Genomic DNA, 18903 nt, shown 5'->3' with positions numbered 1-18903 from the left:
CGTCATAGCTTGCTCTGAAATGGCTCTTATCGCCCCATTCCAGCCGTTGCTAATTCTGCGCTAATTTTCTGCTAATTAAGGGATAAATTTTAGCGGGTAGAGTGGCTCCACTGCACATCAGCATCAACAGGAGGAACCATGAATCAGCGCGAGTTTATTCGGAGTTTGCTGGACTGGATTGAGAACAACTTAGGACACGATCTGCATCTGGATGAGGTGGCACGCCGCTCGGGCTATTCGCGCTGGCATCTGCAACGCCTGTTCCGCCAGCATACCGGCTTTTCACTGGCAGAATATATCCGCCAGCGCCGCTTAACCGAGTCTGCACTCAGTCTGCTAAGCAGCAACGAAGCGATATTGCAGGTGGCGATGAATTACGGCTTCGATACCCAGCAGGCCTATACCCGCACCTTTAAAAACTACTTTATGATGACGCCAGGCCAGCTGCGCCGTCAGCGTCGCGTCGAGCCGGATCGGCTGCTGTTCCCTCTGGCGATGGCCAGCTGATGCCTGATAAGACCTTTCCGTCACCGCACAGAGACGGGAAGGTCGGCCTTCGCTCTGCGCCGCTCTCCTCCTGAACTTCACCTCGCCTTTTTTGCCCGTCAGCCACAATGACCCTGCCTGAACGTGTTAGTTTGTTGCCAGCCCCCTTTACTGCCGGAGTCGGGAAACATGGAAAATGGCGCGAACATAACCGCCATGCTGGTATTTGCACGGGTTGTGGAATTACAGAGTTTCAGCGAGGCGGCACGCGCACTTGGCCTGTCCAAATCTCATGTCAGCCGGGAAATTGCCCGTCTGGAGTTGCGGCTCGGTATCCGGCTGCTGCAGCGTACCACCCGGCGGCTGGCACTGACTGAGCTGGGTCAGGCTTATTACCCCTACTGTGTGCGGATGCTGGCTGAAGTACAGCGCGCCGAGGCGTTTGTGCAGCAGGTGCATCAGTAGCCCGCTGGCCATGTCAGGCTACAGGCACCCGTCACCTTTGGCTGCCAGTGTGTGGTTCCCGTTCTCAATCGTTTTCTGCGCCGCCATCTGCATATCAACGTCGATCTCGATCTGACCGATCGCAATCACGATCGGCTGGACGATCAGGTCGATCTGGCGATTGTGATCCGATCCCGATCGCCGCAACAGGGCAATTTTCGGGTACTGAGCGATATCGAGTGGGGACTTTATGCCGCGCCCGCTTACCTGGCGCAGCAACCCGCCATCACCCATCCTGAGATGTTGCCGCGCCACGACCTGCTGCTGTTTCACGGTCCGGCGCACACCGCCGCGCTGCCGTTCCGCCGTGATAAACAGCGGCTGGCCCTGGACGTGCGCAGCCGCTTTCGCGCCAATAACAGCATGGCGCTGCTCAATGCCGCACTGGCGGGCAGCGGCATCGCTTATCTTCCGTCCTACATGGCACAGGAGGCGGTGACGCGTGGCGACATTCAGCAACTGCTGCCGGAGTGGCAGATGGATCGCCTGCAAAGCTATCTGCTGCTGCACAACACGCCTGAACCGGCGTCACCTGTGACACTGCTGTGCGATGCCCTGATTGCGGCGTTGAATCCGGACTGATTGTTGCCTGCTGACAACAGTAAGCGCCACAGAGTAACTATCCTGCGATGACTGTTGTTCATCCGCTACGCCGGTTAGCCTGTAACCCTGATCATTCAACGGATATCACCATGCAACAGTCACCCGAAGCGGCAGAGTTTCAGCACTGGCGACGTAACTTAGCGGTCTGCGTCGTCGGCTCTTTTACCACCATCGTGGCAATGACGCTGCTGCTGCCGTTTCTGCCGCTCTATGTGCAGCAACTGGGCGTTGAGCAGCCGGCAGCCATCGCCCGCTGGTCCGGGATAGCCTATGGCGCGACCTTTTTCAGCGCCGCGCTGACTGCGCCGCTGTGGGGCAGGCTGGCTGATCGCTATGGTCGTAAGCTGATGCTGATTCGGGCCAGCCTGGGGATGGCGATTGCGATGTCGCTGATCGGCATGGCGACCGCGCCGTGGCAGCTGGTGGCACTGCGGCTGCTGGCCGGGCTGCTGGGTGGCTACGCATCGGGATCGACCATTCTGGTGGCGGCGCAGACGCCAAAAGCGCAGACCGGCTGGGCGCTGGGCATCCTGTCATCCGGCATTATGGCGGGCAACGTGGTGGGCCCGCTGCTGGGTGGCGCTTTACCGCCGCTGATCGGTATTCGTCAGACGTTCTGGCTGACCGGCGCGGTCATCTTTATCGCCTTCCTCGCCACCACCTTTTTACTCAAAGAGCAGCCGCGTGCTGCTGCGACGTCACGCACAAGCCAGCCACTGTCGTCTGAGGCCGAGCCAGTGAATCATAACCTGGTGCGCCTGATGTGGCTCTCAGGCATGTTGCTGATCTTCGCCAGCATGTCGATTGAGCCGATTATCACGCTGTATGTGGGCGAGTTTGTACAGGGCGACCATCAGATTACATTAGTGGCCGGGCTGGTGATGTCTGCGGCGGCGCTGGGCACGGTGCTGGCAGCACCCCGACTGGGTCGTCTCGCCGATCGGGTAGGGCACTGGCGAGTTCTGACCGGCGGACTACTGGTCAGTGGGCTGCTGCTGATTCCGCAGGCGTTTATTACCGCGGCCTGGCAACTGGTGCTGCTGCGTTTTCTGATGGGGATGGCGCTGGGCGGATTGATGCCGTGCATTACGGCGATAATCCGTCATAACGTGCCGGGTTCACAGGTCGGGCGGATGCTGGGATATTCAACCTCGGCGCAGTATATCGGTCAGGTCAGCGGCCCGCTGTTTGGTGGGCTGGTGGGTGGGACATTCGGGATGCGGCCAGTGTTTCTGGCGACCTGCGTGGTGATGCTGTTTTGCGCCTGGCTCAACTGGCGTGAGATGCGTAAATAACGCGATCAAAAAAGGCGGACCGGAGTCCGCCTTAGGTTGTTCACAGCGTCGTGAATTACTTCTGGTCTGGCAGGGCGTAGGCAATCACATAATCGCCCAGCTTAGTACCAAACGAACCGTGCCCACCTGCTGCGATGACAACGTACTGCTTGCCATCTACTTCATAGGTCATTGGGGTCGCCTGGCCGCCTGCTGGCAGACGGGCCTGCCATAACAGCTCGCCGGTATCGGTGCTGAACGCACGCAGGTAGTTATCTGCGGTCGCGCCAATGAAGAACACCTTACCCGCGGTGGTGATAGGACCACCCAGCATCGGCATACCCATTTTGAACGGCAGCGGAACCGGTGCGCTATCGCGAACGGTACCGATACGCTGTTTCCACACCACATCGTTGGTCTTCAGATCTACCGCGGAGATGTAACCCCAGGCAGGCTGTTTACATGGCAGACCAAACGGTGACAGGAACGGATTCAGCTCGACGCCATACGGCACGCCATACTGTGGCTGAATACCGGTTTCCGTACCTGAACCACCCTCTGCGCCTTTCGGCGGCTCAATCGGGTTGCCCGGGCCACGTGGAACCAGCTTCGAGACAAACGGCAGCGCCATTGGGTTAGCAATCGCAATCTGACGATGTGGATCGACGGCAATACCGCCCCATTCGAACATACCGAGGTTACCCGGGAACACCAGCGTACCCTGCTCAGATGGCGGAGTGAACGGACCTTCATAGCGCAGGCGCTTGAAGATCACGCGGCACACCAGCTGGTCAAACATCGTTGCGCCCCACATATCCTTGTCCGTCAGGTTCTGCTTCGGACGGAAGGTCAGCTCAGAGTAGGGCTGAGTGGCGGCAACGTGGTCACCTTTGGCAGCACCCTGTGGCACTGGCGTTTCTGGCGCAGGGACCACTGGCTTGCCAGTACGGCGATCCAGGACAAAGATGTTGCCGGTTTTCGCTGGCGCGTAAACCACCGGTACGGTGTTGCCATCTTTGTCGGTGATGTCAGCCAGCGTTGGCTGCGACGGCAGATCCATATCCCACAGGTCGTGATGCACGGTCTGATAAGACCAGACCAGCTTACCGGTGGTGGCGTTCAGCGCCAGCACGCTGCTCGCATAACGCTCCTGCTCTGGTGTGCGGTTACCGCCCCAGATATCCGGTGTGGTCACACCCATTGGCAGATAAACGGTATCCAGTTTCGGATCGTACACTGCCGGTGCCCATGAGTTCGGTGAATTCATGGTAAAGGTGTGTTCATCAGCCGGAATGGCATTCGGGTCTTTCGCGCCTGGATCAAACACCCACAGCAGTTTGCCGGTATTCACATCAAAACCACGAATCACGCCTGACGGCTCGCGGGTTGAGAAGTTATCGGTTACTGCACCGGCCATTACGATGGTGGTGTTGGTAATGACTGGTGGAGAGGTCGGCTCATACATACCCGCAGTGGTAACAGGCTGTTTGTGCTGCAGATCCAGCTCACCGTTAACGCCAAATGACGGGCAACGTTCGCCGGTCTCTGCGTCCAGCGCAAACAGACGGCCATCGTTGACAGGCAGATAGATACGACGTGAGCAAAGCGCAGGCTGTGTGTTTGCCGCATCGGCGGCTGCCGGTACTTCGTGATAAGAAACACCACGGCAGGTCACGTGCTGGAAGGTTGGGTTAACCTTCATGCCCGGATCAAACTTCCACTTCTGCTTACCGGTGGCCGCATCCAGCGCAAACAGAATCTGGTGTGGTGAACAGAGATAAAGCGTGTCGCGGATTTTAATCGGGGTAACTTCGTCGGTGATTTCACCCGGATCGTTAGGCCCTTTCATGTCGCCCGTCTGGAACTGCCAGGCAACCTGCAACTCTTTCACGTTCTGGTGATTGATCTGCTTCAGCGGCGAGAAACGGGTTCCCTGCTGATCGCGCGCATAAGCGGGCCAGTCAGCATCAGGAATGTTACTCAGCGGCGCAGCCTGCGGGGCGTTGTCAGCGGTTTCTGGCACTGAACCGTTTATCACCTGCGGGTCGTTAAACACCGCATAGGCCAGCACGATAGCACTGGCAATCAGCGCCACAGCCATGGTCCCCAGCGCGGCTTTGCTGCCAGCGTTAACACTGCGATAAACAAACGGCAGGATCAGCCAGACACCAAAGATCACCAGCACATCGGTGCGTGGTGCCAGTGCCCAGAAGTCCGTACCCACTTCCCATACACCCCAGATCAGGGTGCCAATCAGCAGCAGCGCATAGAGAACCAGCGCGGTGCTTTTACGACGGGAAAGCAGATAGGCGGTGATAAGCATCACTACACCGCCGAAAACGTAATACCAGGAACCACCAATGGCGGCTAACCAGCCACCGCCAATCAGCATAAACGCGCCCGTCAGTACTGCGAACAGCACTGTCAGAAAACGAATTACGCCAAATGATGAGGAGTTTTTCCCCATAATATCGACCTCGTTTCGTTACCATAAAACACACGAAAACAACCAGATAGGTTGCTTCCAGTTATCAAGTACAAATGATTAAGGGTGTTCTTGAGTATCTCTTCCGTTAAGACAGACGATCCCTTTGTGTTAAATGTTATAGCAAAATCAGATCGAGGTTTGATTTTTTTAGCTTAAAGCGCTTAACAAATGCAGTAATACGACATTTTATGAGGGATTAAAGGACGTTAAGCGCACCGCCGTGTGCCCTTAACGCCGGAAGGCAGGATTTGTGAATCAACAGCTAATAAGATCGCCGTCCGAGCGTTGCTGTTGCCAGCCGCTGATATTTATCTCAGCAAACTGTTCAGCCGTTAAAGTGGGCGTATGACTTCGCACGATGACCTCTGCCCCTTTTTCACGAAATGTCGCCATAAAAAAGGGAAAGGTAAATTTTTCATAATTGTCATTAAAGAACGCTTCGTTTAAAACAATCCCTGAAAAAGGAAAAGATTCCAGCAGTCGCCAGTCTGCTCCCGGCGGCGCAAAATCATAAAGCCAGAAATCAAATTTCTTAGTTAATTCAAGTAGTGGCGCATAGTGTGCCGCTAAACTGGAATAATTGATTCCAATCCGGATTCGCCCATTCTGTAAATGTGAATAAGCGTCCGGTACAGCCATCATTCCCCGCAATCGCATATCATCGATTGGAATAATCATTAATGCTGCTTCAGTAGCAATTTGATTGTGTAATGAAATAATGTTGTTTGTATTAAGTGTATTGCCGATTTCCTGGTTTTGCTGAAGATAAGGGACGCTATAGCAAATGCCAGTGACATTACGCTTAACGTGATGGATTGGTTCAGTAACATAGGGGTTATATAAACTGTTTTTCATTATCTCTATGAAATGCAATAAAAAAGGATTTATTGATAATTGATCATATAAAAAGTCGCATTTTTTTAAACGCGCGAATAAATATAGATCATCTCCTTAATCCAAATCATCCTTTTGTTGCCTGAGAAAGTAAATAAACCCATTAGCGAAGAGAACATAATTCCTTTGGCGTCTGATGATGCGCTGGAATATATTCAATAGTCGGGACCAATAGGCTGGTAATAGTCAGGAGAGGTCGGATGTGCCTGTGCCGGACAGGTCTGCGTTTTGTTGTGCAGAGAGCCGGGGCGGGTGCCGCAGCCATTCAGGTCTCATCCGGTCTGTTAATTTAACATCTTCAATAACCACACCAATAACACCGCGCAACGATGCGGGCTTCCTCACCTGATTAGGGATAAGACATGGGATTTATGGCATCAACAGCGGAAGAGTCGCTGTGGCGACATCGCACATTTGTCGCGTTCTGGCTGGCGCGCACCTGTTCATCATTTGGTTTTCAGATGTTCTCGGTGGCAATCAGCTGGCAGATCTATGCGCTGACCAACAGCGCAATGGCGTTGGGGATGATTGGCCTGATGCAGTTTCTGCCGTCGGTATTGCTGGCGCTACCTGCCGGTCATCTTGCGGATCAATATGACCGGCGGCGCATTGTGCTGCTGGGGCAGCTGGTGGAATTTGCTGCACTGGTGGCATTAGTGGTGCTTACCTTATTCCATTCCGCCGATAAGACCGCACTGTGGGGGCTGGTGTTTATGATTGCGGTGGCGAAGGCACTGGAGTGGCCTGCAATGTCCTCGATGCTACCGTCGCTGGTGCCGCCTTCGATTCTGGCGCGCGCCATGGCGATGAACTCGGTAGGGGGCCAGGCGGCGGTGATTGTCGGGCCGACGATGGGCGGGCTGCTTTATGTTGCCGGGCCCCATGTTGTGTATGGCGTTTCCGGGCTGTTTTATCTGATTTCGCTGACGCTGGTGAGTCTGCTGCGTTATGAGCGTCCGGTGCAGACCCGTCTGCCGATGAATATGAAGAATCTGTTTGCCGGGATTCACTTTATCCGTGAGCGCAAAGATGTCCTTGGGGTGATTTCGCTCGATCTGTTTGCGGTGTTGCTCGGTGGCGCAACCGCGCTGCTGCCGATTTTTGCCAAAGATATTCTGCATACCGGGCCGTGGGGATTAGGGATGCTGCGCGGTGCACCCTCAGCAGGCGCATTGCTGGTGGGCATCTGGCTGAGCCGTCATAAGCTGGACAAGCATGTCGGGATGATTATGTTTGGTTCGGTGGCGGGCTTTGGTGTTGCCACGCTGGTGTTCGCGCTGTCCACGCAGCTGTGGCTGTCGCTGATTGCTCTCTGTGCGCTGGGTGGCTTTGATATGGTGAGTATGGTGATCCGGGGTGCGCTGGTGCAACTGGATACGCCGGATGCGATGCGCGGACGGGTGAATGCGGTTAACGCGATTTTTATTAATACGTCGAATCAGCTGGGCGAGTTTGAGTCGGGATTGCTGGCAGCCTGGATGGGAGCGGCACCTGCGGCAGCGATTGGCGGCATCGGTACGCTGATTGTGGTGGCGTTGTGGATGAAGCTGTTTCCGCATCTGCGGCGGCGTCAGAAGCTGGAGAATGAGGGGGATCCGGTTTAGGACTGGTTAGAAGTATGCAGCGGTCATGGGCCACTGAGCAGGCTCAGGGATCATACGCCTTGCGCAAAGACGCCTGAACGCCTTCCATGGCAGGCTCAGCGCGGACGATTACGCACCTCATCCCTGAGGTGCGCCCGTAAACGGGCCAACGCGTTGCGTTGTTCAAAAACGCTCCCGGCGTTTTTAGTACGCACCTCATCCCTGAGGTGCGCCCGTAAACGGGCCAACGCGTTGCGTTGTTCAAAAACGCTCCCGGCGTTTTTAGTACGCACCTCATCCCTGAGGTGCGCCCGTAAACGGGCCAACGCGTTGCGTTGTTCAAAAACGCTCCCGGCGTTTTTAGTACGCACCTTATCCCTGAGGTGCGCCCGTAAACGGGCCAACGCGTTGCATTGTTCAAATCGTTCCCGGCGTTTTTGTCCATGGCCCGCGATGCTTTGCTACAGGCGTATGCTCCCATCGCTTTGAGTACGTAAGTTGCCTTGGGCTGCGGAGTGGTTTGTTGGGGGCTGGTTGTGGTGAGCAGGTCTGGATCTGGTGCAGGCGTATGCTCCCATCGCTTTGCGTCTGATCGTTGCCTCAGGCTGGGGAGAAGGGAAAAGACGTTGGTTGAGCGTTGGGCAGAGTTATTACGGTGGCGCTCACCAGCAATAATGTCACTGGCCCGAAGGCCAGTACAGGAAGTGACCAGTCATACTGCCATTTTAATCCTGGGGTCAGAGGGGGAGTCCGGCCCACAGGGTGGAGCCATCAGGCCCCGGTTTTTCCCAGGTTGGCGTCAAAGGTCAGCCAGCTTTCACGCATGTCCACTACGCTGCGGGTTTTGCGCGCCTCATCGATTTTTATGGCGGTGAGGCCCGCTTCCAGCGCGTCCACCACTGAAACTTTCAGCGGTGTTCCCTGTTTAATATGTTTAACGATCTCTTCTGCCATCAGGGCATCTGCACCGTAGTGACCATCATAAGCATTGCCGCTGTAAGCGGTATCGACCTCTTTCTCACCGCTGCGCGCGTTGTGTACACGGAAGTAGTTTCGTACGAAGTCGCCTTCCGCCATGCCGTCCGTGCCCATCACACAGAAACGGCGGAACTCATCCGGGACGTTCAGGTTGGCATGGAAAGCAAGCGTCGCGCCGCCTTCATACTCAATCAGCGCAGTCTGGTAGTCGACAATATCGGCGTCGCTGTCGAAGACCGCATCGGTGCTCGACCAGCCACTCGGCTTCACGTGATAAAGCTCTGACTCAGCGGTGATCGCCCCCTGAGGCGCATGCGCCGGGGTAAAGGATTTCCGGCCACCAAAGCTGGCGACGTGAGTCGGACGCTCCTGCAACAGGCCCTGATAGAGGTCAATGTCATGGCAGCACTTCTCCAGAATGTAAGGACCGGCATACTTTTCCAGACGCCGCCAGTCGCGCTGAAAGAAGGCACCGTGATAAGGCTTGATATGTTCTGTCGCCTCAATCGAGGTGATCTCACCCAGCTGACCGGCATCGCGTGCCGCCAGCAGATCGTGATAGAGCGGGGAGTAGCGCAGCACCAGGCCGACCAGAATGCGTGCCTCGCCATACTGGCGCACCAGCTTCGCCATCGCCATGGTCTGCTCTTCATTGATTACCACCGGCTTTTCGGTAAAGACGGTATAGCCTGCCGCCAGTGCCTGACCCACATGCTCCAGATGCAGGAAGTTGGGTGAGCCAACCAGCACCACATCCATGCCGCCGTGTTCCAGCAGCGCGTCGATGGATGCAAAGGCCTGGCCAGGCGCGATACCAAAGCTGTGCAGATTAGGCAGTCCGGCCGGGGCCGGATCGTAATAACCCACCACTGAGAAGGTGTCGTCGGCGTTGCTGAACTCTTTGATCACGTGGGACAGACGAAAGCCGAGACCGATAATGCCTACTTTCATGTTAAACCCCTGTTCCTGAAATCGGATAATGCATAGCCCGCCTGTGATCGGGCACGGCTGTTGATAATCTGACCACCAACTTATTACGATAGAAAAACTAATGTCAATAACGTACTACCCGTTTTGCGGGGCTGTTTTTTGTTATAACTATGTAAAGTAAAGAAAAACCGTCGATATTCTTTTGCCATATTTATTTGTTATTGCGATTTAAGTTTTTTTATCCTATCGTTCGCTCATTATGGCTATAACCCAAAATCGGGAAGGAAGCGCGTGCAACCACACTATCTTCTTGGCATTGATGGCGGCGGTACACAGTGTCGCGCGCGGTTAACCGACCTGCAGGGCCGCGTGCTGGCGGAAGCCACTGGCGGGCCTGCCAACGTCTGGTCAGACTATGACGCGGCGCTGACCTGCGTCGGACAACTGATTGATCGGGTATTGTCACAGGCGGGATTAGCGCCAGAGGCGCTGGCGCAGACCGCACTGGTTGCCGGATTAGCGGGTGCCAATGTTTCCTCGGTGCAGGCGCGGCTCGCCAGCTGGCAGCCTGCCTGCGCGGCATTACAGGTGGTCAGCGATGTGGAGATCGCCTGTGCGGGCGCGCATAGTGGCGCTCCTGGCGCTGTCTTTATCATCGGCACCGGTAGTCAGGGCGCGGCCTGGGATGGCGAACGTTTTACGCTGCTTGGCGGCTGGGGTTTTGCCCTGTCTGATCAGGGCTCGGGCGCAGAGCTGGGCCGGCGTGCGCTGCGTCTGGCGCTGCTGGCCTATGAGTCCATTATTACGCCGACTGCCTTTACCCGGCAGTTGATGGCGCAGTTCAGTGACAGCCCGGAAACGATGCTGCTCTGGACGCGCTCAGCGACGCCGGCCGACTGGGCGCGTGTAGTGCCACAGATTTTCGCGGCCGCCGACGCGGGTGATTGTCACGCTCAGGATCTGCTGCATCAGACCGCCGCCGATATCGGTCTGATGGTGCGCCGTCTGATTGCGCTGAGCAGCGGACGGGTGGCGCTGATGGGTGGCCTGGCGACGCCAATACAGCGCTGGCTGGATAACGATATTCAGGCCAGGCTGGTCACGCCACAGGGCGATGCCCTGAGCGGGGCGCTGATACTGGCGCAGCAGCTGACGCCTGTCCGATTATCGATCTGAAACTGGCTGAGCCTTCTCAGTCAGATAACCCGAGGAATTTATGACCGCTCCCAACGTAACCGCGCGCATTCTGCGGTTGATTGTTGAAAATGCGCCGATCAGCCAGTCAGACCTGAAAGTCCGCAGCGGACTGAGCATGTCGACCGTGTCGCAGGCAACTAATCGGCTGCTGGCGCAGGAGATTGTGCAGGAGCTGGGGCTGCGTCGTGTATCGATGGGACGGCCAAAAACGCTGCTGGGACTCAATCCCGATCGCGCCAGCGTGATTGGCATTCAGCTTAATGCGGAACGTAACCTGATTGTCATGACCGATCTCAGCGGCAATCTGCTGGGCGAACAGCAGATGCCAAAAGGCACGCTGACACCGCGTCAGCTTGGCGATGCGCTGGCGAAGTTCCTGCGCGGCGTGGAGGAGAGGCGGGTCGGAGCCATTGGCCTGGCGCTGTCAGGCCTGGTCGATGCCGAAAATGGCTACTGCATCCGCTCCAAAGTGCTCGACTGGGATAATGTCCCGATTGCACGCCTGCTGGAAGAGCGTTTCTCGCTGCCGGTGTTTATCGAGAACGATGCCAACGCCATGGCGATGGCGGCGCTGGTGTTTGGGCAGCTCGGTAATGCCCAGTCAGCGGTGATCGCGACCTACGGCAAAGGGATCGGGGCGGGCATTATCCTGAATCGTCAGCTCTACCGCGGTCGTCATGGCAAGGCAGGAGAGATTGGCAACGGACTGGTAGGCGACGGCTCGCTGCGTCTGCTGGAGGATGTCGCCTCATCGCGCGCCATTCTGCAGCAGCTGGCAGAGCAGGAACCGGTGGAAAACCTCACGCTACAGGCGCTGGATCAGCGGCCAACGCCTGAGGTGCTGGCGGTACTGGAAGAGGCAGGGCGCGAGCTGGGGATTTCGCTGGCGAATCTGTCGGTGGCCTACGACCCGGATGTGGTTTATCTGGCGATGGAGCCGCACATGGCCTCACGCATTCTGCTCGATCACATCACCCAGAGCTTCCAGGCTTACCGGCTCAAACTGACGCCGCACATGACGCCGTTGCAGTTTCTGACGGAATCGAACCGGATGTGGGCGCTGGGTGCGGCGGGTTTTGCCGTCAACCGGCTGCTGGATTTGCTGGCGGCGCAGGCCGATGAAGAGCCGGTTACCTGAGTTTCCCTGCAATTAAAAACGGGCGCCGTAGCGCCCGTTTTTGTTTTCGCGCTTCCCTTAGCGCAGACGCATGCCCTGCTCATCAAACAGCAGGCAGTGCGCGGCAGAAAAGCCCAGTTCAACCTGCGTGCCCAGATCGCGCGTGGTCGCCTCGCGCTCTTCCACCACCAGCATCTGCTCGCGCCCGATATCCAGGTAGAGATAGTTGGTGTGGCCCAGCATCTCGCCATAGGCCAGCTCGCCGTGAAAGCGCTGTGCCTCCGGCGTCTGCGCGGCAGGCTGGAAGTGCTCAGGACGAATGCCCAGCGTCACGGTCTGGCCCTCGCGGCAGTCGGCGGCAATCTTCAGCACCAGCTCCTCAATTTTCAGTTCCGGCACCCGTAGCTGCACTTCACCTTCGCCGGTGGCGCTGATTTCCGCCCGCAGAAAATTCATCTTTGGCGAGCCGATAAAACCGGCCACAAACAGATTATCCGGATCGTGATAGAGCGTCAGCGGCGCGCCGACCTGCTCAATGCGGCCCTGACGTAGCACCACAATGCGGTCAGCCAGCGTCATCGCCTCCAGCTGATCGTGGGTCACATAAATCATCGTATTACCGAGTGAGGCGTGCAGCCGGGCGATCTCAATCCGCATCTGCAGACGCAGTTCGGCATCAAGGTTAGAGAGCGGTTCATCAAACAGGAAGATACGCGGATGACGGATAATCGCCCGGCCAATCGCTACGCGCTGCCGCTGTCCGCCAGAAAGCGCACGCGGCAGGCGGTCGAGCAGTTCAGTCAGGTGCAGCCGTGCTGCCGTCTGCTCAATGGCCTGGTTGATCTCCGCTTTGGACTTTTTCATCACCTCCAGCGGATAGGCCAGATTGCCGCGCACCGTCATGTTGGGGTAGAGCGCATAAGACTGAAACACCATCGCGATGCCGCGCTCGGTGGCGGGCTGCTGCGTCATGTCCTGCTCCTCAATCAGCAACTGACCGCTGCTGATCTCCTCCAGCCCCGCAATCATCCGCAGCAGCGTCGATTTGCCGCAGCCGGATGGCCCGACAAACACCACAAATTCACCGCTGTTGATCGTCAGATCGATGCCATGAATGACATTCACGTGTTCATACGACTTCTTCACATTCTGCAAGCGCAGGCTGGTCATCGGCTACCTCACTCAGAGTAACTGGCCCATGTAGATGGCATTGCTGCGCAGGATAGGGGTAAACCCCAAGCGCGCATAGAAGGCACAGACCTGCTCGTTCTGCAGGCTGACGCCAAGATGGACACCGCTGACACCCGCCGCCCGCAGCGCCGCCAGTTCATGCTCAATCATCCGGCGACCCCAGCCGCCTTTCTGCGCTGACGGCAGCAGGTTGATATGCAGATGCGCGGGCCACTGCGTCACCAGGGTGTCAGCGGCCTGGTCGGGATGGCGTATCGCGTCGAGCACCTTGCTGTCGAGCGGGGCGCTGGCGCTGCGGTCGCGATATTTCTCCTGCAGCTGCGGCCACCATTCGGCCTGAAGCTGTGCTTCAAACGCGCGGGTATCGGGCGTTGCGACGACATAACCCTGCACCTCGCCGTCCCGCTCCAGCACAAAAGCAAAGTCAGGCGCGAAGCGCGCATAGGGCACGGCAAAACGCTGGCCGGGATAATCGGGATCGGAGTAGAGCGCGCGGGCATCGCTGCCTGCATCGGCTGTTTCCAGGCAGATGCGGTAGAGCGCCGGGTAGTCCGCCGGAGTGGCCGGACGAATGACACCTTGATTCGCCATGGTCAATTCTCGTGAGTGAGGGAACCGGTCAGGGATTGAACAGATCCGCAGATGAAAGTTACGTTAATGAAAGTAGACTTAGTTTTCAAGATAGAATAATTACCTTATCGCACTAACCCGGGCGGTTCGGCAACGTTTAGCGGCGTCAGGATACACAACTGTGATCGCCAACACGCCCGGAGCGCCGCGGCTGACCGTCGTTTTAAGACCGTCCGGAAGGGAAAAGTGTGAGCGTGATAGGATTTTCATATGTTTTATCAGGACGTTATTTTGCGATTATCGTACTGGTATCTCCTGCTATTAAGAAAGTGCCTGGCGACGTTCCGCCAGGGGTAATCGTGTGAAAGCCAGCGCGGTGTGCTGAATTTCACGGCATGTCGCTGTTTATTTGCGCGCGCTCACAGCGTTGTAATTCCCACTGCAGGCTGTTTGACTTTATTTTTCCATTAAAGTAAGTATGGTTGAGTGCGTTTGTGTGCGGCTGCAGCCTGCAGGATGTCAGGCGGTGAGATGAAAGGATGCCGATCCTGGTCTGAAGAAGGTGAGCATAATGTCTGTTTCCTCCGTTCGTTCGTTCCGAATTCGCAATGTGGGTCGGCTGCTGGCAGCGGGCCTGCTGGCGGGCAGCGTTTCTCATGCCGCTCACGCCGCCGTCACTCTGAATGAGTGGGATATCTACAACTATCCGGAGCAGACTGCTGCGGTGGATGAAGGGATTAAAGAATTCTCACAGCAGAATCCCGGCATCGTGATTAACCGCTCGGTTCACTCCTTTGAAGATACCCGCATTCCGCTGAAGCTGGCACTGACTGCCGGTGATGGCCCACAGATCGCTCAGGTCAATCAGGGCGGTGGCGATATGGGTTCGCTGGTTAAAGATAAGCTGCTGCTGCCGCTCGACGGCTATGCCGCCAGCTACGGCTGGACCACGCGCTTCCCGGACTCGATTCTGAAACGTAACCGCTGGTCAGACAGCGGTGAATTTGGCAGCGGCAAGCTGTATGGCATCGCCAGCCTGGGCGAAATGGTCGGGCTCTATTACAACAAAGCGCTGCTGGATAAAGCGGGCATTGCGGTACCGAAAACGCTGGCAGAGCTGGAAAGTGCCATGGCGAAGCTGAAACAGCAGGGCACCGCGCCGATGATGCTGGGCCTGCTTGATGGCAACATGGGCCAGCAGCTGCTCAGCACCCTGTGGCAGGCGCAGATTGAGAGTCACGACCGCAAGACGCTGGATAATCTGATTTACGATGTGGGCGGTACCTTTAAAGACAGCAAGCTGGTCAATGCCGCCACCATGATGAAGAGCTGGACCGACAAAGGGTACTTCTTCCCTGGCTTCCAGGGTATTGGTCATGATGATGCGGCGACGCTGTTCCAGAACGGCCAGGCCGCGTTCCTGGTCAGCGGCACCTGGTATCTCGGCCAGTTTAAAGACAACAAGGATATTCACTTTGCCGCAATGCCTGCTGGTGACGGCGTGAAGCAGCCGCTGATGGTGGGCGGAACCGATCTGGCGTTCTCCATCACCAGCACCGCCAAAGGCAAAGATCAGCAGGAGGGTGCAGCGAAGTTCATCAACTATATGGTCTCGGATGCCATGGCAAACCGCTGGCTGAAAGTGGGCTTCCTGCCGGCCAGCACCAACAAAGCGGCCAAAATGCCGGCGGATAATCCGCTGCTGGCAGAGGCGTATCAGGTCTGGCTGACGCTCAACGACTATGACGGTTTAGGCCACTACGTGGACTGGGCGACACCAACCATGAATGCCGAGCTGAATCAGAATGTCCAGCTGCTGCTTGCGGGTCGTCAGACCGCCGATCAGATGGTGGTTAATTTTGATAATAACTATCAGCGTTACCTGAAAACCCTGAAGCATTAAGCCGGAGGCCCGGCGCATTCACTGCCGGGCCTGAGCATCGTTCTGAACCACGAGTAGGGTTATGTTGAATTTAAGCAGCTGGCGTAATTTTCTCTATGTTCTGCCTGCGGTGCTGGTCTATGCGGTGTTTCTGCTGTTCCCGCTGCTGGCCTCGCTGGGTATCAGTTTTACCGAATGGGACGGCACCTCGCTGCCGGTGTTTAGTGGCATCAGCAACTATCTGCGGATGTTCAGCGATCCGGTGTTCTGGATTGCGCTGGGCAACAACGCCATCCTGATGCTGTTCTATACCCTGTTGCCGATTGGCGTCGGCCTGCTGCTCTGCAGCTTTCTCTATGACACGCGCAACAACAGCGAACGCAGCGTGTTGCGCATTCTCTTTTTCCTGCCCTACATCATGCCGATGGCGGTACTGGGCGTGGTGTGGCGCTGGCTCTATAACCCGGCGTTTGGCCCGATCGACCAGATATTACGCGCCATCGGCCTGCCACAGCTGGCGCTCTCCTGGCTGGGTGATTTTACCTGGGCGCTGCCTGCCGTGGGGCTGGTCGCCACCTGGTACTTCTTCGGCTTCTGTCTGGTGCTGTTTATGGCGGGCCTGCAGCGCATGGATCCGTCACTGCTGGAAGCCGCCGATCTGGATGGCTCGTCACGTCGCCAGAAGTTTATGCGCATCACGCTGCCTGGCCTGCGGCCCGAACTGCGTATTGCCCTGCTGCTAACGGTGATCGCCAGCCTGAAAGCCTTTGACCTGGTCTATGTGATGACCCAGGGCGGGCCGGGCACCTCCACCATGGTCACCAACATTTTTATGTATAAGCAGGGCTTTGACCTGCACTACTTTGGCTACGCCTCGTCGGTAGCGGTGTTCAGCATGATCATTGTTCTGGGGATTAACTACCTGATCCATCTGGCCTTAAAGGAGCGTTACTGATGCGAAGCACGCCGGTGATTTCACGCGCGCTGATCTGGATCGTGGCGCTGATGACGATTCTGCCGTTTCTTATGGCGCTGATGACCTCGTTTAAAACCCAGATGGAGCTGTTTCAGGGTGTTTTCACGCTGCCCGCCTCGCTGAATTTCAAAAACTACCTGACCGCCTGGCAGCAGGGACACTTTAACGTTTACTTCCTGAATTCAGTGCTGGTGGTCATTCCGGTGGTGCTGTTCAGCGTGCTGCTCGGCATTCTGGCCGGGTTCGGTTTCGCCTGGCTGAAAATCCCCGGTAAAAAAATCATCGGGGCGATGCTGGCGCTGGGGATGGTGCTGCCGAGTGAAGCCTTTATCATTCCGCTCTATCACGAGCTGCGCTGGATGGGGCTGACCAACACTTATGTGGCGCTGATCCTGCCGCAAATCGCCCTGTCGCTGCCCTTTACCACGTTGATGATAGCCAGTGCGTTTCAGCAGGTGCCGAAAGAGCTGGTAGAAGCGGCGGTGATGGATGGCGCGTCACGCGTCAAAATTCTGTGGGGCATTCTGGTGCCCGCTATCTGGCCGACCCTGTCAACGCTGGGGCTGCTGCTGTTTATCTGGACGTGGAATGAGTTCCTGATCCCGCTGATTCTGGTCAACAAGGATGAGCTGCGCACGCTGCCGATTGGCATGATGTTTTTCCAGAATAAAAACACCATCGACATTCCGGTGCTGATGGCGGGCGCGATGATTGTGATTATGCCGCTAATCGTGGTGTTCCTGATTTTCCAGCGCAAGTTTATCAGCGGCGTCACCGAAGGGGCCGTGAAGTAATTTGTGAAGTTCCGCACGAAACGGCGTACTGGCGACCAGACAAAGGTTTACTGCGCCGTGTCGTGCTGCAATTCCTCCTCCTCAACCCTGCGGGAGACGCATGATGCACCTTTCCCTTGCTGATTTTCACCCTGTCGCCGATGGCGAAACCCTGGACACGGCCGTGTTGCAACGCGCGATGGATCAGATTGCGGCGGCAGGCGGTGGCCGTCTGACGCTGCCTGCCGGACGTTATCGCAGCGGCTGCCTGAATCTGCCTTCTGATTTTGAGCTGCGCCTTGAAGCGGGTGCGGTGCTCATCGCCAGTCCGCGGCTGGCCGACTATCAGGCGGTGCAGGCGCTGAGCTGCGCGGAAAAGTCCCACAACGTGCTGCTCTATGCGCTGGGCCAGCGCAATATCACCATTAGCGGCACTGGCCGCATCGATGGCGAGGGTGAAGCCTGGTTTGCCGCTGAGCGGGATGAGCAGGGCTATCGTCTGCCGCGTGCCGACCGGCCACGTATTATTGTGTTTGAGGATTGCGAGCAGGTGACACTGACCGCCTTTACCATTATGCAGGCACCGATGTGGACAGTGCATCTGGTGAGCTGTCGCCATGTGCATATTGACCACCTCACCATCGACAACGCCATGACCATGCCGAATACCGATGCACTGGATATCGACAGCTGCGAAGCCGTGTTTGTCAGCAACAGCTACCTCAGCGCCGCCGATGACGCTATCTGCATTAAAACCACCCATAAACCGGCCGCGCTGCGGCGTCCGGCTCGGCAGATCATGATCACCAACTGCCTGCTGCGCAGTTACAGCTGCGCCTTTAAGATCGGCACCGAAACCTGGGATGACGTCGAAGATGTCACAGTAACCGGCTGCACCATTTTTGATTCCAACCGCGGCATCGGCATTCTGTCGCGTGACGGCGGGGCGATGCGGCGTCTGCTGTTCAGTAACCTGACCTTTGCCTGTCACAACGCACCGCCCTGTCACTGGGGCAAAGCCGATCCGCTGCATATTTCGGTACGCTGCCGCGATCCCGCCATCACGCCCGGCATCGTGGAACAGGTGCAGTTCAGTAACCTGACGGGCGTAGCAGAAGGGGCGATTAACCTGCATGCGGCAGAACCGGGCTGGATACGCGATGTGGTCATCAGCCAGCTGCAGATGCGGCAGAGTGTATCGCCGATGACACAGGGACACTTCGACGTGCGTCCGCCCTGTAATCCGGACTCGCCGACCGGCATGGGGCTGGATAACGCCTACAAACTTGACCCGAAAACCGGCGAAGCCTTTGGCGTCGAGCGCTATCCCGGCGGACTGCCGGGCCTGTTCGCGCGTGGAGTAGAGAACCTGCAACTGCACAGCCTGGTGATAACACGTCCGGAGCCGCTACCGCCAGGCTGGCACCCTGAGTGCGTGGTGCAGTTGCCGGATTGAT

General features: G+C 57.0%; 14 protein-coding genes and 1 pseudogene. 10 read left to right on the top strand and 5 right to left on the bottom strand.

Features of this window, described 5'->3' with window-relative positions; genetic code table 11:
• Positions 1–138 precede the first annotated feature (138 nt).
• The 3 genes and pseudogenes from F3I20_RS15265 (at position 139) to F3I20_RS15255 (ending at position 2888) form a co-directional block, all read left to right on the top strand.
• Positions 139–507, top strand: coding sequence for a helix-turn-helix domain-containing protein (locus tag F3I20_RS15265; protein WP_013359828.1), 369 nt, complete (start codon positions 139–141; stop codon positions 505–507).
• Positions 508–675: 168 nt separating this feature from the next.
• Positions 676–1572: pseudogene (locus F3I20_RS15260) on the top strand (LysR family transcriptional regulator).
• 110 nt (positions 1573–1682) lie between these two features.
• Positions 1683–2888, top strand: a complete 1206-nt coding sequence (locus tag F3I20_RS15255; protein ID WP_150037884.1) for an MFS transporter — start codon at positions 1683–1685, stop codon at positions 2886–2888.
• 55 nt (positions 2889–2943) lie between these two features.
• On the opposite strand, the gene F3I20_RS15250 is transcribed toward F3I20_RS15255, so the two are convergent.
• Positions 2944–5334, bottom strand: coding sequence for a glucose/quinate/shikimate family membrane-bound PQQ-dependent dehydrogenase (locus tag F3I20_RS15250; protein WP_150037885.1), 2391 nt, complete (start codon positions 5332–5334; stop codon positions 2944–2946).
• A 276-nt stretch (positions 5335–5610) separates the two neighbouring features.
• A complete protein-coding gene (locus F3I20_RS15245; RefSeq protein WP_150011943.1) occupies positions 5611–6210 on the bottom strand; it encodes a hypothetical protein in 600 nt (199 codons plus the stop codon).
• A gap of 401 nt (positions 6211–6611) precedes the next feature.
• On the opposite strand from F3I20_RS15245, the gene F3I20_RS15240 reads away from it, so the two are divergent.
• On the top strand, positions 6612–7853 hold the full coding sequence (locus F3I20_RS15240; protein WP_150011941.1) for an MFS transporter: 1242 nt from the start codon (positions 6612–6614) through the stop codon (positions 7851–7853).
• Positions 7854–8603: 750 nt separating this feature from the next.
• Here the strand turns inward: F3I20_RS15240 and F3I20_RS15230 are convergent.
• Positions 8604–9761 (bottom strand): Gfo/Idh/MocA family protein, encoded by a 1158-nt coding sequence (locus tag F3I20_RS15230; RefSeq protein ID WP_150011939.1) that lies wholly within the window; start codon positions 9759–9761, stop codon positions 8604–8606.
• Positions 9762–10031: 270 nt separating this feature from the next.
• Between F3I20_RS15230 and F3I20_RS15225 the strand changes: the two genes are divergently transcribed.
• Positions 10032–10916, top strand: a complete 885-nt coding sequence (locus F3I20_RS15225; RefSeq protein WP_150037886.1) for a glucosamine kinase nucleotide-binding domain-containing protein — start codon at positions 10032–10034, stop codon at positions 10914–10916.
• A gap of 40 nt (positions 10917–10956) precedes the next feature.
• Positions 10957–12075: an ROK family transcriptional regulator gene (locus F3I20_RS15220; protein ID WP_150037887.1), complete on the top strand. Its 1119-nt coding sequence runs from the start codon at positions 10957–10959 to the stop codon at positions 12073–12075.
• A gap of 57 nt (positions 12076–12132) precedes the next feature.
• Here the strand turns inward: F3I20_RS15220 and F3I20_RS15215 are convergent, their stop codons facing one another.
• Together F3I20_RS15215 and F3I20_RS15210 are read right to left on the bottom strand one after the other, a co-directional pair.
• The gene (locus tag F3I20_RS15215) at positions 12133–13224 is read right to left on the bottom strand and encodes an ABC transporter ATP-binding protein (protein ID WP_150037888.1); all 1092 of its coding nucleotides are present in this window, start codon (positions 13222–13224) and stop codon (positions 12133–12135) included.
• Between the two features lie 12 nt (positions 13225–13236).
• A complete protein-coding gene (locus F3I20_RS15210; protein ID WP_150011931.1) occupies positions 13237–13836 on the bottom strand; it encodes a GNAT family N-acetyltransferase in 600 nt (199 codons plus the stop codon).
• Between the two features lie 550 nt (positions 13837–14386).
• Here F3I20_RS15210 and F3I20_RS15205 point away from each other — a divergent pair.
• The 4 genes from F3I20_RS15205 (at position 14387) to F3I20_RS15190 (ending at position 18902) form a co-directional block, all read left to right on the top strand.
• Positions 14387–15718 carry an extracellular solute-binding protein gene (locus F3I20_RS15205; RefSeq protein ID WP_150011929.1) on the top strand — a complete coding sequence of 444 codons (1332 nt, stop codon included), beginning with the start codon at positions 14387–14389 and terminating at the stop codon, positions 15716–15718.
• 61 nt (positions 15719–15779) lie between these two features.
• Entirely contained in the window at positions 15780–16652 is an 873-nt protein-coding gene (locus F3I20_RS15200; protein ID WP_013359841.1) for a carbohydrate ABC transporter permease, read from the top strand.
• Complete coding sequence (locus F3I20_RS15195; RefSeq protein WP_150037889.1) at positions 16652–17467, top strand: carbohydrate ABC transporter permease; 816 nt, start codon at positions 16652–16654, stop codon at positions 17465–17467. The genes F3I20_RS15200 and F3I20_RS15195 overlap by 1 nt, the downstream gene beginning before the upstream one ends.
• Positions 17468–17570: 103 nt before the next feature.
• A complete protein-coding gene (locus F3I20_RS15190) occupies positions 17571–18902 on the top strand; it encodes a glycoside hydrolase family 28 protein (protein WP_150037914.1) in 1332 nt (443 codons plus the stop codon).
• Position 18903: the final 1 nt, after the last annotated feature.

It is taken from the genome of Candidatus Pantoea gossypiicola, from assembly GCF_008632075.1.
In the GTDB taxonomy this organism is placed as follows: Bacteria; Pseudomonadota; Gammaproteobacteria; order Enterobacterales; family Enterobacteriaceae; genus Pantoea; species Pantoea gossypiicola.
The sequence above is the reverse complement of the archived record's forward strand: the minus strand, read 5'-3'. Positions and strand labels throughout refer to the sequence as shown.

Bases quoted from the DNA above. Each gene is read 5' to 3' on its own strand.
- F3I20_RS15265 (WP_013359828.1), top strand. From the start codon at position 139: ATGAATCAGCGCGAGTTTATTCGGAGTTTGCTGGACTGGATTGAGAAC.
- F3I20_RS15200 (WP_013359841.1), top strand. From the start codon at position 15,780: ATGTTGAATTTAAGCAGCTGGCGTAATTTTCTCTATGTTCTGCCTGCG.
- F3I20_RS15245 (WP_150011943.1), bottom strand. From the start codon at position 6,210: ATGAAAAACAGTTTATATAACCCCTATGTTACTGAACCAATCCATCAC.
- F3I20_RS15220 (WP_150037887.1), top strand. From the start codon at position 10,957: ATGACCGCTCCCAACGTAACCGCGCGCATTCTGCGGTTGATTGTTGAA.
- F3I20_RS15240 (WP_150011941.1), top strand. From the start codon at position 6,612: ATGGGATTTATGGCATCAACAGCGGAAGAGTCGCTGTGGCGACATCGC.
- F3I20_RS15215 (WP_150037888.1), bottom strand. From the start codon at position 13,224: ATGACCAGCCTGCGCTTGCAGAATGTGAAGAAGTCGTATGAACACGTG.
- F3I20_RS15195 (WP_150037889.1), top strand. From the start codon at position 16,652: ATGCGAAGCACGCCGGTGATTTCACGCGCGCTGATCTGGATCGTGGCG.
- F3I20_RS15210 (WP_150011931.1), bottom strand. From the start codon at position 13,836: ATGGCGAATCAAGGTGTCATTCGTCCGGCCACTCCGGCGGACTACCCG.
- F3I20_RS15255 (WP_150037884.1), top strand. From the start codon at position 1,683: ATGCAACAGTCACCCGAAGCGGCAGAGTTTCAGCACTGGCGACGTAAC.
- F3I20_RS15250 (WP_150037885.1), bottom strand. From the start codon at position 5,334: ATGGGGAAAAACTCCTCATCATTTGGCGTAATTCGTTTTCTGACAGTG.
- F3I20_RS15230 (WP_150011939.1), bottom strand. From the start codon at position 9,761: ATGAAAGTAGGCATTATCGGTCTCGGCTTTCGTCTGTCCCACGTGATC.
- F3I20_RS15190 (WP_150037914.1), top strand. From the start codon at position 17,571: ATGCACCTTTCCCTTGCTGATTTTCACCCTGTCGCCGATGGCGAAACC.
- F3I20_RS15205 (WP_150011929.1), top strand. From the start codon at position 14,387: ATGTCTGTTTCCTCCGTTCGTTCGTTCCGAATTCGCAATGTGGGTCGG.